Here is a 16,608-nt window from a genome sequence, read left to right on the forward strand (position 1 = left end):
ACCTCTTCGCACAGGAGTGGCGACACCCGATGACCAACGACGAAAAGCTGCTCTCCTACCTCAAGCGGGTCTCCGCCGACCTGGCCCAGACCCGGCAGCGGCTGCGCGAGGTGGAGACCCAGGACCGGGAGCCCATCGCCATCGTCGGGATGAGCTGCCGCTTCCCCGGCGGCGTGACCACCCCGGAGGAGTTCTGGCGGCTCGTCCACGACGGCACCGACGCCATCGGCGACTTCCCCGACGACCGGGGCTGGGACCTCGACGCCCTGTACGACCCCGACCCGGACGCCACCGGCAAGAGCTACGTCACACGCGGCGGGTTCCTCGCCGACGCGGCCGGGTTCGAGCCGGACTTCTTCGGCATCAGCCCCCGTGAGGCGGTCGCGATGGACCCCCAGCAGCGGCTGCTGCTGGAGGTGTCGTGGGAGGCCCTGGAACGCGCCCGCATCGCCCCCGACTCCGCGCACGGCGCCCGGATCGGAGTGTTCGCCGGCACCAACGGCCAGGACTACAAGGACCTGCTGGCGAGGATGCCGGAGGACAGCGAGGCCGCGCTCGGCACCGGCGTGCTGGCCGCCGTCATATCCGGCCGCATCTCCTACACCCTGGGCCTGGAGGGCCCGGCCGTCACCATCGACACCGCCTGCTCCTCGGCCCTCGTCGCCGTGCACCTGGCCGTCCAGGCGCTGCGCGGCAAGGAGTGCACCCTCGCCCTCGCGGGCGGCGCCACCGTGATGGCCACGCCGGGCAACTTCATCTCCTTCAGCCGGCAGCGCGGCCTCGCACTCGACGGCCGCTGCAAGTCCTTCGCGGACGCGGCGGACGGCACCGGCTGGAGCGAGGGCGCCGGCATGCTGGTGCTGGAACGGCTCAGCGACGCCCGCCGCAACGGCCACGAGGTGCTGGCCGTCGTCCGCGGCTCCGCCGTCAACCAGGACGGCGCCTCCAACGGCCTGACCGCCCCCAACGGGCCGTCCCAGCAACGCGTCATCCGCGCCGCGCTCGCCGGGGCACGGCTCACCGCCGCCGACGTGGACCTGCTGGAGGCGCACGGCACCGGCACCACGCTCGGCGACCCCATCGAGGCCCAGGCGCTGCTCGCCACCTACGGACAGGACCGGCCCGACGACAGCCCGCTGTGGCTCGGGTCGGTGAAGTCCAACATCGGGCACACCCAGGCCGCGGCCGGCGTCGCCGGCATCATCAAGGCCGTCATGGCGATGCGGCACCGCGTCCTGCCGAGGACGCTGCACGCCGACGAGCCGTCCACCAAGGTCGACTGGGGCCAGGGGCAGGTCCGGCTGCTGACGGAGAACCGGCCCTGGCCCGACCCGGGCCGCCCGCGCCGCGCCGCCGTCTCCTCCTTCGGGGCCAGCGGCACCAACGCGCACACCATCCTGGAGGAGGCCCCCGCCGAGGAACCGGCGCACACCGAGCCGCGTACGGCGCCGCCGCTGGTGCCGTGGGTGGTCTCCGGCCGGACCGAGCGCGCCCTGCGCGAGCAGGCCGCCCGCCTGGTGGCCGGCGCCGGTGAGCAGGACCCGGTGGACGTGGCGCACTCCCTGGCCGCCACCCGCACCGCCCACCCGTACCGGGCCGTGGTCCTCGGCCCGGACCGGGACGCGCTCCTGACGGGCATGGCCCGGGTCGCCGACGGCGGTCCGGGTGCCGCCTCGGGCCGGGTCCGCAAGGGACAGACCGCCTTCCTGTTCACCGGTCAGGGCGCCCAGCGCGCCGGCATGGGCCGGGAGCTGCATGCGCACTTCCCCGTCTTCGCCCGCGCCTTCGACGAGATCTGCGCGCACTTCGGCGACGACGAGCTGCGCGACCTCGTCCTCGGCGACGACCCCGAGCCGCTGAACCGCACCGCCCGCACCCAGACCGCGCTGTTCGCCTTCGAGGTCGCGCTGTACCGGCTCCTGGAGTCCTGGGGGCTCACACCGGACTACCTGGCCGGGCACTCCATCGGCGAGATCGCCGCCGCCCACGTGGCCGGCGTCCTGGACCTGAAGGACGCGACCACGCTGGTGGCCGCGCGCGGCCGGCTCATGCAGGCGCTGCCCGAGGGCGGCGCCATGATCGCCGTACGCGCCTCCGAGGAGGAGGTCCGCCCGCTGCTCACCGAGCGGGTCGGCATCGCCGCCGTCAACGGCCCCGGCTCCGTGGTGATCTCCGGGGACGCCGCCGAGGCCGGGGCGGTGGCCGCCCGTTTCGCCAAGAGCCGCCGGCTGACGGTCTCGCACGCCTTCCACTCACCGCTCATGGAACCGATGCTGGACGGGTTCCGGGCGGTCGCCGAGTCCCTGACCTACCACCGGGCCACCGTCCCGGTCGTCTCCAACGTCACCGGCGCCCTCGCCACCCAGGACATCGCCGGCCCCGACTACTGGGTGCGGCACGTGCGCGAAGTGGTCCGCTTCCACGACGGGATACGCGCCCTCGCCGCCGAGGGCGTCACCCGCTTCCTGGAACTCGGTCCCGACGCCGTGCTCACGGCCATGGCCCGCGAGTGCCTGACCGCCGACGGCACGGACACCGACGCCGTACTCGCCGCCGCCACCCGCCGCGAGCGCGACGAGACCGAGACCCTGCTCACCGCCGTGGCCCAGCTGTACACCGGCGGGGCCGCCGTGGACTGGACCGCGCTGTTCACCGGCGCCCGCACCGTCGATCTGCCCACCACCGCCTTCCAGCGCGAGCGGTTCTGGCCCGAGACCGCCGCACCGGTCGGCGACGTCGGCTCCGCCGGACTGGACCCCGCCGACCACCCGCTGCTCGGCGCGGCCACCGTGCTCGCCGACTCCGACGGCGCCGTGCTCACCGGCCGGCTGTCGGTACGCACCCACGCCTGGCTCGCCGACCACGTCGTCGGCGGCTCGGTCGTCGTCCCCGGCACCGCCATGGTCGAACTCGCCGTCCGCGCCGGCGACCAGGTCGGCTGCGGGCGCCTGGAGGAACTCGCCCTCGAGGTACCGCTGGTGCTGCCCCCGGACGACGGCGTGCGCGTCCAGGTCGCCGTCGGCACGCCCGACCCGTCCGGCGCCCGCACGGTCCAGGTGTACGCCCGCGCCGAGAGCCTGCCCGCCGACGAGCCGTGGACCCTGCACGCCTCCGGCCTCCTCGCCGCGGACACCAACACCCCGGGCAGCCGCCTGGACGTCTGGCCCCCCGAGGACGCCGAACCCCTCGACACGGACGGCCTGTACGAGCGGCACGCCGCCGCAGGACTCGCGTACGGGCCCGCCTTCCAGGCGCTGACGGCCGCATGGCGGCGCGGCGAGGAGCTGTACGCCGAGGTACGGCTGCCCGAGCGGCCCGCCGCCGACGCGCCCCGCTTCGGCCTGCACCCGGCCGCCTTCGACGCCGCCCTGCACGCCCTGGCCCTGCTCGGCGACGGTACCGCCGACGACACCGCCCGGCTGCCGTTCATGTTCGCCGGTGTCACCCTGCACGCCGTCGGCGCCTCCGTGCTGCGGGCCCGGCTGGTGCCCACCGGGAACCACGCCTTCGCCGTCGACCTGGCCGACGCCACCGGCGCCCCCGTCGCCACGGTCACCTCGCTCGCCTCCCGCCCGCTGACGAACCTGCGCGCCGCCCGCGACACGGCCGCCGACGCCCTGTTCACCCTCGACTGGCAACCGCTGCCCCTGGACGCCGACGCCCCCGAGACCGCCCACCGGGTGCTGCACAGCGCGCCCGGCACGGACGCCGCCGCCGTACGTCAGGCGCTGCACACCGCGCTCGCGGCCCTCCAGGACGACGACCCCCGCCCGCTGGCCGTCGTCACCCGCGGCGCGGTCGGCGTCGCGGGCGAGGACGTGCCCGACCTGGCCGGCGCGGCCGTCTGGGGCCTGGTGCGGTCCGCGCAGTCGGAAAACCCGGACCGGTTCGTCCTGCTCGACCTCGAACCCGGCGCGGACGCCGACGCGGTCCTGCCCGCCGTCCTCGCCTCCGGCGAACCGCAGATCACCGTGCGTGCCGGCACGGCCCACGTCGCCCGGCTGGTGCGCGCCGAAGCGCCTGCGGAGCCGGCCGGTCCGGCCCTCGACCCCGAGGGCACCGTCCTGCTCACCGGCGCCACCGGCGGCCTCGGCCCGGTGATCGCCCGCCACCTGGTCACCGCCCACGGGGTACGGCACCTCGCCCTGCTCAGCCGGTCGGGCCGCGCCGACGACCTGATCGCCGAACTGGCCGCCCTCGGCGCCACCGCGACCGCCCACGCCTGTGACGTCGCCGACCGCGACGGCCTCGCCGCCGTCCTCGCCGGCCTTCCGGCCGAGCACCCGCTCACCGCGGTCGTCCACGCCGCCGGCGTCCTGGACGACGGTGTCGTCTCCTCGCTCACCCCCGAGCGGATCGACACGGTCCTCGCGCCGAAGGCGCTCGGCGCCCTCCACCTCCACGAACTCGCCGGTGATGTCCGGGCGTTCGTGCTGTTCTCGTCCGTCGCCGGCACCGTCGGCGCCCCCGGCCAGGGCAACTACGCCGCCGCCAACGCCCTCCTGGACGCCCTCGCCGCGCACCGCCACGCCCAGGGCCTGCCCGCGCTGTCCCTGGCGTGGGGACCGTGGGCCCCGACGGGCGGCATGACCAGCTCCCTGGACGAGGCCGACCGCGCCCGGATGGCGCGCGGCGGCATGACGGCCCTGTCGGCCGAGGAGGGCACCGCCCTGTTCGACCGGTCACTGCGCGCCGGCCGTCCCGCCCTGGCGCCGGTGCGGCTCGGGATGCCCGCGCTGCGTGCCCAGGGCAGCGGGCTCGCGCCCGTCTTCCGCGCGCTGGCGGGCCGCCCGGTGCGCCGGGAAGCCGTGGCCCAGGGCACCGACCTCGGCTTCGCCGAGCGCATGGCCGCCCTCGGCGACGAGGAACGCGCCGAGGCGCTGCTGCACACGGTCCGCACCCATGTCGCCGCCGTGCTCGGGCACGCGAACCCGGAGAGCGTGGAGACCGACCGGGCCTTCAAGGACCTCGGCTTCGACTCGCTCGCCGCCATCGAACTGCGCAACTCCCTCTCCGCCGAGCTGGACCGGCGGCTCGCCGCCACCCTCGTCTTCGACCACCCCTCACCCGAAGCGCTCGCCGCCCACCTCGGCACCCTGGTCGACGGCGGTGCCCGGACCGGGGCCCGCCGCGGCCTTCGTACCGTCAAGGCCCGCGCGGACGAGCCGCTGGCGATCGTGGGCATGGCCTGCCGCTACCCGGGTGACGTCCGCACCCCGGAGGACCTGTGGCGGCTGGTCGCCGACGGCACCGACGCCGTCACCGCGTTCCCCGCCAACCGGGGCTGGGACGTGGACCGCGTCGTCGACCCCACCCGGCGGCGCCCCGACACCTCCTACGTCGCGGAGGGCGGCTTCCTGCACGACGCCGGCGCGTTCGACGCCGCGTTCTTCGGCATCAGCCCCAAGGAAGCCCTCGTCATGGACCCGCAGCAGCGGCTGCTGCTGGAGGCGTCCTGGGAGGCGCTGGAGAGCGCGGGCATCGACCCGCACAGCCTCAAGGGCAGCCGCACCGGTGTGTTCGCCGGTGTCCAGTACCACGACTACTTCGGCAGCTTCGGCTCCGGCAGCATCATCTCCGGCCGCGTCGCCTACACCCTCGGCCTGGAGGGCCCGTCGCTGTCCGTCGACACCGCCTGCTCCTCCTCGCTGGTGGCACTGCACCTGGCCGCCCAGTCACTCCGGCAGGGCGAGTCCGGACTCGCCCTGGTAGGCGGCGTCGCCGTCATGGCCACCCCGGAGACCTTCGTCGAGTTCAGCAGGCAGGGCGCGCTCGCCCCCGACGCCCGCACCCGCGCCTTCGCCGACGCGGCGGCCGGGACCGTGTGGGGCGAGGGCGTCGGCGTCCTCGTCGTCGAACGCCTCTCCGACGCCCGCCGCAACGGCCACGAGGTGCTGGCCGTCGTCCGTGGCACCGCCGTCAACCAGGACGGCGCCTCCAACGGCCTCACCGCCCCCAACGGCCCCTCCCAGGAACGCGTCATCCTCGAAGCCCTGGAGAACGCCCGCCTCACCACCGCCGACGTGGACGTGGTGGAGGCGCACGGTACGGGTACGACGCTGGGCGACCCGATCGAGGCGCAGGCGCTGCTGGCCACCTACGGCCAGGACCGCGCCGAGCCGCTGTGGCTGGGGTCGGTGAAGTCCAACATCGGGCACACCCAGGCCGCGGCCGGTGTGGCCGGTGTCATCAAGATGGTCATGGCGATGCGCAACGGCGTCCTTCCCAGGACCCTGCACGTGGACCGGCCGTCCACGAAGGTCGACTGGGACGCCGGACAGGTCCGCCTGCTCACCGAGGCGCGGGACTGGCCGCGGCACGGCCGCCCGCGCCGGGCCGGTGTGTCCTCCTTCGGCATCAGCGGCACCAACGCCCACGTCATCCTCGAACAGGCCCCGCCCGCCCCCGCCGAGCCCGACCGCACCGGACCGCAGGGCCTCGCCGTGCCGTGGCTGCTCACCGCCAAGACGCCCGCCGCGCTCGCCGGCCAGGCAGCCGCCCTCCTCGGCCACCTCGACACGCACCCCGGGCTCGACCCGTCCGACGTCGGCTGGACCCTCGCCACCACCCGCGCCCGCTTCCCGTACCGGGCCTCGATCACCGGCACCGACACGGCCGAACTGCGCGGCGCCCTCGCCGCGCTGGCCGACGGCGGCACCGCCCGCACCCTCGCCGAGGGCACCGCGCCCGGCCGCGCCCGGCCCGTGTTCGTCTTCCCCGGCCAGGGCTCCCAGTGGTCCGGCATGGCCACCGAACTCCTCGAAGAATCACCGGTGTTCGCCGCCCGCATGGCCGAGTGCGCCGCCGCGCTCGCGCCGTACACCGACTGGGACTTCGCCACCGAGCTGCGCGGCGACCTGGACCGGGTGGACGTCGTCCAGCCGCTGCTGTGGGCCGTGATGGTGTCCCTCGCGCACACCTGGAGCGCCTACGGCGTCACCCCCGCCGCGGTCATCGGCCACTCCCAGGGCGAGATCGCCGCCGCCTGCGCGGTCGGCGCGCTGTCCCTGGCGGACGGCGCCCGCGTCGTCGCCCTGCGCTCCCAGGCCATCGCCGAGCTGCTGTCCGGCTCGGGCGGCATGATGTCCGTCGGCGAGGGCGCCGACGCGGTCCGCGCCCGGCTCGCCGCCTGGAACGGCCGGCTGTCCGTCGCCGCCGTCAACGGCACCGCCTCCACGGTGGTGTCCGGCGACGCCGACGCCCTGGACGAACTCCTCGCGCGGCTCAGGGAGGAGAAGATCCGCGCCAAGCGGCTGCCCGTGGACTACGCCTCCCACAGCGCGCACGTCGAGACCCTGCGCGAGCGCCTCGCCGAGGTCCTCGACGGCATCGAACCACGCGCCACCCAGGTGCCCTTCTACTCGACCGTCACCGGCGGCCCGCTCGACACCACCGGACTCGGCGCCGGGTACTGGTACACCAACCTGCGCGGCACCGTGCTGTTCGAACAGGCCGTGCGCGCCGCCGTCGCCGACGGGCACCACCTGTTCATCGAGTCCAGCCCGCACCCGGTGCTCACCGTAGGCATCCAGGAGACCGACGACGCCGTGGCCGCCGTGGGCTCCCTGCGCCGCGACGAAGGCGGCCGGGACCGGCTGCTGACCGCCCTGGGCGAGGCGTTCACCCACGGCGCCGGCGTCGACTGGACCGCCGTCGCCGAGGGCCGCCGGCCGCGCCGCGTCCCACTGCCCGGCTACGCCTTCCAGCGCGAGTGGTACTGGCTCGACTCCACCGCGAGCGGCGCCGACGTCACCTCCGCCGGCCTCGCCCCCACCGACCACGCCCTGCTCGGCGCCGCGATGGTACGGGCCGACAGCGAGGGCGTCGTCCTCACCGGCCGGCTCTCCCCGGGCACCCAGCCCTGGCTGGAGGACCACCGGGTCGGCGGCCGGCTGCTCTTCCCCGGCACCGGGCACCTGGAACTCGCGCTGCGCGCCGGCGACCAGGTCGGCTGCGGCGACATCGCCGAACTCACCCTGCACGCACCGCTGGTCCTGCCCGACCACGGCGCCGTCCAGCTCCAGGTCACCGTCGGCCCGCCGGAGGGTGAGACCCGCCCGGTCGCCATCTGGTCGCGGCCGGAGAACCCCGACGAGGACCTGCCGTGGACCCGGCACGCCGACGGCCTGCTCGCCCCCATCGGCACCCTCCCCGCCGACCCCGGCCCGCTCACCGTCTGGCCCCCGCGGGGCGCCGAACCGGTACCGCTCGACGGCCTGTACGACGAACTCGCCGCCCTCGGCCTCGGTTACGGACCCCTCTTCCAGGGCCTGCGCGCCGCCTGGCGCACCCCGGACGGCCTGTACGCCGAGGTCGCGACCGACGCCGCCCCCGACGGCTTCGCCCTGCACCCGGCCCTGTCGGACGCGGCCCTGCACACCGTCGGCCTCACCGACGCCGCCGGTGACGAGGCCCTGCTGCCGTTCGCCTGGTCCGGGGTACGGCTCCACGCCACCGGCGCGACCGCGCTGCGCGTCCACGTCCGGCCCACCGGCGAGGGCACCGTCTCGCTCACCCTCGCCGACCCCACCGGCGCGCCGGTCGCCACCGTCGACGCGCTCACCCTGCGGCCCCTGCGGACTGAGGCCCTGGCCGCCGCGGCCCGTTCGGCCCGCGCGGGCGCGCTGTACCGGGTCACCTGGGCACCGGCCCCGCCGGCCGCGCCCGCCGACGCGGCACCGGAGGTGGTGCGCGCCCCGGCCGGAACGAGCGCCGCCGAGGCGCGGGCCGCCGTGGACGTGGTCCTCGACCGGCTCCGCACCCGGCTCGCCGCCGACGACGCCACCCTGGTCGTGGTCACCGGCACCGACCCGGCGGGAGCCGCGGCCGGCGGCCTGGTCCGCTCCGCCCAGTCGGAGAACCCCGGCCGGATCGTGCTCGTCGAGGCCGAGGGGGAGCCCGACGCGGAACGCCTCGCCGAGGCAGTGGCCACCGGTGAGCCGCACCTCGCCTTCCGTGACGGCGCCTGGCAGGTGCCCCGGCTGGTCCGCGTCACCGCCGACGCCGACGCCGACGCCGACGGCGGGCGGGCCGGGGACGGCGGCGCCCAGGCCGGTCCCGGCCCGGCCCTCGACGGCCCGGACCCGGTCTCCGACGCCGGGGAGGGTTCCGGGCCGGTCTCCGACGCCGGTCACACCCCCGACCTGGGCGCGGGCACCGTTCTGCTCACCGGTGCCACCGGTGCCCTCGGCCGGATCCTCGCCCGGCACCTGGTCGGCGAGCGGGGCGTACGGCACCTGCTGCTCGTCAGCCGCGGCGGCGCCCCCGACGACCTCGTCGCCGAACTCACCGCGCTGGGCGCCGAGGTGACGAGTGCCGCCTGCGACGTCGCCGACCGGGCCGCGCTCGCCGCCGTGCTGGACGCCGTACCGGCCGAGCGGCCGCTGACCGCCGTGATCCACGCGGCCGGCGTCCTGGCCGACGGCGTGCTCACCTCCCTGACACCGGAGCGGATCGACACGGTGTTCCGGCCCAAGGCCGACGCCGCCTGGAACCTGCACGAGCTCACCGCCGGCCTGGACCTCGCGGCGTTCGTGCTGTTCTCCTCGTCCGCCGCCACGCTGGGCTCGCCGGGCCAGGCGAACTACGCCGCCGCCAACGCCTACCTCGACGCCCTCGCCGTGCACCGCCGCGCGCTCGGGCTGCCCGCGCACTCCCTCGCCTGGGGTCTGTGGGCGCAGGCCGGCGGCATGACCGGCACCCTCGACGAGACGGACCTCACGCGCATCGCCCGGGGCGGTGTCGCCCCGCTGGAGACCGAGGAGGGCGTCGCCCTCTTCGACGCGGCCCTGCGCGGCGCCGAACCCGCCGTGCTGCCGGTGAAGCTGGACATGGCCTCCCTGCGCGCCCAGGGCGAGGGCCTGGCCCCGCTGTTCCGCGCCCTGGTGCCCGTACGCCGGTCCGGTGCGGCCACCGGGCCGGGCGCGACCGGCGGCGCCGACGGTCTGCGGGAGCGGCTCGCCGGGCTGCTGGAGGCGGAACGCGAACCGTTCCTCACCGAGCTCGTGCAGAGCCATGTCGCGACCATCCTCGGCTACCGCTCCGCCCAGGACGTCGGCCGCACCCTGGCCTTCCGGGAACTCGGCTTCGACTCGCTGGCCGCCGTCGAACTGCGCAACCGGCTCTCCGCGGCCACCGGCCTCCGGCTGCCCGCCACCCTCGTGTTCGACCACCCCACCCCCGGCGAACTCGCCCGCCATCTGCTCGGCGAACTCACCGGCACCCTCGCCGAGACCGCAGCCCCCACCACCGCCCGGGACATCGCCGCCGACGAGCCGATCGCCGTCATCGCCATGGCCTGCCGCTTCCCCGGCGGCGTCACCTCCCCGGCGGAGCTGTGGCGGCTGGTGGCCGAAGGCCGGGACGCCATCGGCGAGTTCCCGGCCGACCGCGGCTGGGACGTCGACAAACTCCACGACCCGACCCTGGACCGGCCCGGCACCAGCTACACCCGGCACGGCGCCTTCCTGTACGACGCCGCCGACTTCGACCCGGCGTTCTTCGCCATGGACGACGAGGAGGCCCTGGTCACCGACCCCCAGCAACGGCTGCTGCTGGAGACCTCCTGGGAAGCGCTGGAGCGTGCCTCCATCGACCCCGCCACCCTGCGCGGCTCCGACACCGGCGTGTTCGCGGGCGTCATGTACCACGACTACTTCGGCAGCTTCGGCTCCGGCAGCGTGGTCTCCGGCCGCGTCGCCTACACCCTCGGCCTGGAGGGACCGACCCTGTCCGTCGACACGGCCTGCTCCTCCTCGCTGGTGGCGCTGCACCTGGCCGCGCAGTCGCTGCGGCAGGGCGACTGCTCCCTGGCGCTGGCCGGCGGCGTGACCGTCATGGCCACCCCGGGCACCTTCGTGGAGTTCAGCCGGCACCGGGGCCTGTCCCGGGACGGCCGCTGCAAGCCGTTCGCGGACGCCGCCGACGGCACCGGCTTCGGCGAGGGCGTCGGCGTCCTGCTGCTGGAACGGCTCTCCGACGCCCGCCGCAACGGCCGGAAGATCCTCGCCGTGCTGCGCGGCACCGCCGTCAACCAGGACGGCGCCTCCAACGGGATCAGTGCCCCGAGCGGCCCCGCCCAGCAGCGCGTCATCCGCCGTGCCCTGCGGGCGGCCGGCGTCCCGGCGGCCGAGGTCGACGTGGTCGAGGCGCACGGCACCGGCACCACCCTCGGTGACCCCATCGAGGCCCAGGCACTGATCGCCACCTACGGCGCCGAGCACACCGAGGACCGCCCGCTCTGGCTCGGCTCGGTCAAGTCCAACCTCGGCCACACCCAGGCCGCCGCCGGTGTCGCCGGTGTCATCAAGATGGTCGAGGCCCTGCGCGCCGAGACCCTGCCGGCCAGCCTCGGCATCGACCGGCCCTCCCGGCACGTGGAGTGGGAGGGCGGCAACGTCCGTCTGCTCACCGAGAACCGCCCCTGGCCCGACCCCGGCCGCCCGCGCCGCGCCGGCGTCTCCTCCTTCGGCATCTCCGGCACCAACGCCCACGTGATCATCGAAGCCGCACCGCCCGCAGAGGAACCGGCCGAGGAGCCCCCGGCGCCGCCGACCGACGTCGTGCCGTGGCTGCTGTCCGGCCACACCCCACAGGCCCTGCGCGCCCAGGCCGCCCGGCTGCTGGAGCACCTGGCCGCCGCCCCGGACGCCGACCCGCACCGCCTCGCCGGCGCGCTCGCCCACACCCGCACCCCGCTCGGCCACCGGGCCGCCGTCCTCGGCCGCACCCGGGACGAACTCACCGCGGGCGTCCGGGCCCTGGCGGAGGGCCGCAGCCCGCAGACCGGGGTCCTCGGCACCGCCACCGACGGCCGGCTCGCCTTCCTCTTCTCCGGCCAGGGCTCGCAACTGCCGGGCATGGGCACCCGCCTCGCGGCGGCGTTCCCCGCCTTCGCCGCCGCCTTGGAGGAGGTCCGGGACCGGCTCGACCCGCTGCTGGACCGGCCGCTCGCCGACGTCCTGGACTTCGCCGAACTGCTGGAGCGCACCGAGTACACCCAGCCCGCTCTGTTCGCCGTCGAGGTCGCCCTGTACCGGCTGCTGGAGTCGTTCGGCGTCCGGCCCGACCTGCTCGCCGGACACTCCGTCGGCGAGTTCGCCGCCGCCCACGTCGCCGGAGTCCTCGACCTGGACGACGCCTGCGCCCTGGTCGCCGCCCGGGGCCGCCTCATGCAGGCGCTGCCCGAGGGCGGCGCGATGATCGCCGTACGCGCCACCGAGGACGAGATCACGCCGCTGCTGGGCGACGGCGTGGGGATCGCGGCCGTCAACGGGCCCGCGTCCGTCGTCGTCTCCGGCCCCGCCGGCCCCGCCCGCGCCCTGGCCGCCCGCTTCGAGCGCACCAGGGAACTGGCCGTCAGCCACGCCTTCCACTCGGAGCTGATGGAGCCCATGCTGGCCGAGTTCCGCGAGGTCGCCGCGTCCCTGTCGTACGGCACGCCGCGCATCCCGCTGGTGTCCACCCTCACCGGCGCCCCGGCCGCCCCCGACGAGCTGTCCACGCCCGAGTACTGGGTACGGCACGCCCGTGAGGCCGTCCGCTTCGCCGACGCCGTCACCGCCCTGCACGCGGCCGGCGCACGGCACTTCGCGGAGGTCGGGCCGGGCAGCGCGCTGACCGCCGCGGCCGGCGAGTGCCTGCCCGACGGGACGGCCGTCGTACCGCTGCTGCGCAAGGACCGTGAGGAGACCGAAGCCCTGCTCACCGGGCTCGCCGCCCTGCACGCGCACGGCCGCGCCGTCGACTGGGCGCCGCTGCTGCCCCACTGGGACGGCTCGGACCTGCCCACCTACGCCTTCCAGCGCGGCCGTTACTGGATGACCGGCGACGTCGGCCTGCCCCGCCCGGCCGACGACCACCCGCTGCTCGGCACCGCCGTCGAACTCGCCGGCGCCGACGGCACCCTGTACACCGGCCGGCTCTCCCTCGCCGACCACCCGTGGCTCGCCGACCACAGCGTCGGCGGGGTGCCGCTGCTGCCGGGCACCGCCTTCGTCGAGATGGCCCTCGCCGCCGGCGCGCGCGTCGGCTGCGCCGCGGTGGAGGACCTGACCGTCACCGAACCGCTGCCGCTGCCCGAGGACGGCGCCGTCCGCCTCCAGTGCACGGTCGGCGACCCCGACGCGACCGGTGCCCGGGCCTTCCGCGTGTACGCCGCCGCGGCCGACGGCGACCCGTGGACCACCCACGCCACCGGCACGCTTGGGCCCGCCGAGGGCGCGCCCGGCGCCGATCCGACCGCCTGGCCGCCGCCCGGTGCCGAACCGGTCGGCCTGGACGGCGTCTACGACCGCCTGGCCGAACTGGGCGCCGAGTACGGGCCCCGCTTCCAGGGCCTGCGCGCGGCCTGGCGGCACGGCGACGAGGCCTACGCCGAGGTCGCCGTCCCCACCGGCGGTGCCGCGTTCGGCCTGCACCCGGCGCTGTTCGACGCGGCCCTGCACGCCATCGGGCTGCGCGCCGGAGCCGAGGAGCGCATGACGCTGCCCTTCGCCTGGAACGGCGTGGAGCTGTACGCGCCGGGCGCCACCGCCCTGCGGGTGCGCATCGCCCCGGCCGGCACCGGCGCGGTGCGCGTCGAGGCCGCCGACGAGACCGGCCGGCCGGTGCTCAGGGTGGCGTCCCTGTCGCTGCGGGAGGTGGACCCGGAGCGGATCGCCGCGGCCGCCGCCGGCGGACACGACGACCTCTTCGCCCTTCACTGGGTGCCCGTCTCGGTGCCCGCGGCCCCACAGGCCGGGCGGTGGACCGTCCTAGGCCCCGGACACCAGGGGCTGGCCGACGCCCTGGCCGGCGAGGTCGCCGAGGTGGCCGTCGCCGACGACCTCGCCCAGGCCGCCGCCCAGGCCCCCGACACCCTGGTCGTCGTCCACACCGGCGGCGACGGGGCGGACACGGTCCGGGCAGGTGTCCGGCAGGTGCTGACCCTGGTGCAGGACTGGTTGGAAGACACCCGGTTCGCCGACACCACCCTGGTGGTGGCGACGCACGGGGCGACCGGTCCCGGGGACGTCACCGACCCCGGTGCCGCCGCCGCGTGGGGCCTGATCCGCTCCGCCCAGTCCGAGCACCCCGACCGGCTGGTCCTGGCCGACCTGGACGACACGGACGCCTCCCGCCGCCTGCTGCCCTCCGCCGTCGCCTCCGGGGAGCCCCAACTGGCGGTGCGCGACGGTGCGTTGAGTGTTCCCCGGCTGGTGCGCGCGCCGCGCCTGGCCGAGCCCGCCCCGGCCGGCTTCTCCGGCGGGGTCCTCGTCACCGGCGGCACCGGCGCCCTGGGCGGACTGGTCGCCCGGCACCTGGTCACCGCCCACGGCGCCGAGCGGCTGGTGCTGCTCAGCCGCGGTGGCCCCGACGCGCCCGGCGCGGCCGGTCTGCGGGACGAACTCACCGCGCTCGGCGCCCAGGTGACCGTCGTCGCCTGTGACGCCGCCGACCGTGCCGCCCTCGCCCGCGTCCTGGACGAGCACCCGGTCTCCGCCGTCGTGCACACCGCGGGTGTCCTCGCCGACGCCGTCCTGACCTCGCTCACCCCCGAGCGGCTGGACGCGGTGCTGCGGCCGAAGCTGGACGCCGCCTGGCACCTGCACGAACTGACCCGCGAGCGGCCCCTGACCGCGTTCGTGCTGTTCTCCTCCGCGGCGGGCCTGCTCGGCAGCCCCGGCCAGGCCGGTTACGCCGCCGGCAACACCTTCCTCGACGCCCTCGCCGCGCACCGCAGGTCGCTCGGTCTGCCCGCGGTCTCGCTGGCCTGGGGCGCCTGGGCGGGCAGCGGCGGCATGGCCGACCGGCTCGGCGGCACCGACACCCGCCGCATGGCCTCCGGCGGGGTGCTCGCCCTCGACGCGGAGACCGGGCTCGCCCTGTTCGACACGGGTGTGGGCCGCACGGAACCGGTGCTGCTGCCGGCCCGCCTGGACCTCGCCCCGCGCGAGGCAGCCCGGGTCGCCCCGCTGCTGCGCGACCTGGTGCGAACGCCGCGCCGGACCGGGCCCGGGGCGTCGGCCGCCGCGTCGGCGCTGCGCCGCGAACTGGCCGCGCTCGCGCCCGAGGAGCGGACCGAACGGCTGCTGCGGCTGGTGCGGGACGAGGCCCGGGCGGTGCTGGGCGTCGAGGAGTTCGAGGCCGGCCTGCCCTTCAAGGACCTCGGCTTCGACTCGCTGACCGCCGTCGAATTCCGCAACCGGCTCAACGAGGCCACCGGTCTCAGGCTGACCGCCACGCTCGTCTTCGACCACCCCACGCCGGCCGCGCTCAGCGACCACCTGGCCGGCGAGCTGGCCCCTCGCACCGGCGACGGGCCGCGCGCCGAGGAGGACACCGTGCGGGCCGCGCTCGCCGCCATCCCGGTGGGACGGCTGCGCGAGGCCGGCCTGCTGGACACCCTGCTCGAACTCGCCGGGCTGCGGCCCGCGCCGGAACCGGCGGAGGACGGCGGCCCCGGCCGCGCGTCGATCGACGCGATGGACGCCGAGAGCCTCATCAGCATGGCGCTCGACGACCTCGTCGGCGACGACGACGCGCTGTGACCACGTGCTGTGAAGCCGCGCCGAGACGACGTGCTGTGAAGCCGCGCCGAGACGACGTGCTGTGACGACGCCCGCGACAAGGAAGAGGACCATGGCCGAGTCCGAGAAGCCGGACACCAGGATGGTCGAGGCGCTGCGCGCCTCGCTGAAGGAGATCGAGCGGTTGCGGGAACGCAACCGCTCGCTGACCGCGGCGGCCCGGGAACCGATCGCGATCGTCGGCATGGCCTGCCGCTACCCGGGCGGGGTCCGGTCCCCGGAGGACCTGTGGCGGCTGGTCGCGGACGGCGCGGAGGGCATCACCCCGTTCCCCGACGACCGCGGCTGGGACCCGGACCTGTACGACCCGACGCCGGGCGTGCCGGGCCGCTCCTACACCCGGGAGGGCGGGTTCCTGCACGACGCGGGGGACTTCGACGCCGCGTTCTTCGGCATCAGCCCGAACGAGGCCCTCGTCATGGACCCGCAGCAGCGGCTGCTGCTCGAAGGCTCCTGGGAGGCGCTGGAGAACGCCGGCATCGACCCCGTCACGCTGCGCGGCAGCCGCACCGGTGTGTTCGCGGGCGTCATGTACCACGACTACTTCGGCAGCTTCGGCTCGGGCAGCATCGTCTCCGGCCGGGTCGCGTACACCCTCGGCCTGGAGGGACCGACGCTCAGCGTGGACACCGCCTGCTCCTCGTCGCTCGTCACGCTGCACCTGGCCGCGCAGGCGCTGCGGCAGGGCGAGTGCACCCTGGCGCTGGCCGGGGGAGTGACGGTGATGGCCTCGCCGGGCACCTACGTGGAGTTCAGCCGGCAGGGCGCCCTCTCCCCGGACGGCCGCTGCCGCTCCTTCGCCGACGACGCGGCCGGTACCGGTTTCTCCGAGGGCCTGGGCGTCCTGGTCCTGGAACGGCTGTCGGACGCGCGGCGCAACGGGCATCCGGTGCTGGCGGTGGTGCGTGGCTCCGCGGTGAATCAGGACGGGGCGTCCAACGGTCTGACCGCGCCGAACGGTCCGTCGCAGCAGCGGGTGATCCGGCAGGCGCTGGCGTCCGCCCGGTTGTCGGCGGCGGACGTGGACGTGGTGGAGGCG

General features: G+C 76.3%; 2 protein-coding genes. Both read left to right on the plus strand.

Features of this window, described 5'->3' with window-relative positions; genetic code table 11:
* Window positions 1-47 precede the first annotated feature (47 nt).
* Window positions 48-15,530 (plus strand): SDR family NAD(P)-dependent oxidoreductase, encoded by a 15,483-nt coding sequence (locus OO52_RS06545; protein WP_432422516.1) that lies wholly within the window; start codon window positions 48-50, stop codon window positions 15,528-15,530.
* Window positions 15,531-15,591: 61 nt separating this feature from the next.
* A partial coding sequence (locus tag OO52_RS06550) for a beta-ketoacyl synthase N-terminal-like domain-containing protein (RefSeq protein WP_432422515.1) occupies window positions 15,592-16,608 on the plus strand: 1,017 nt, incomplete at its 3' end.

It is taken from the genome of Streptomyces flaveolus (genome assembly GCF_000716535.1).
Classification (GTDB): domain Bacteria; phylum Actinomycetota; class Actinomycetes; order Streptomycetales; family Streptomycetaceae; genus Streptomyces; species Streptomyces flaveolus_A.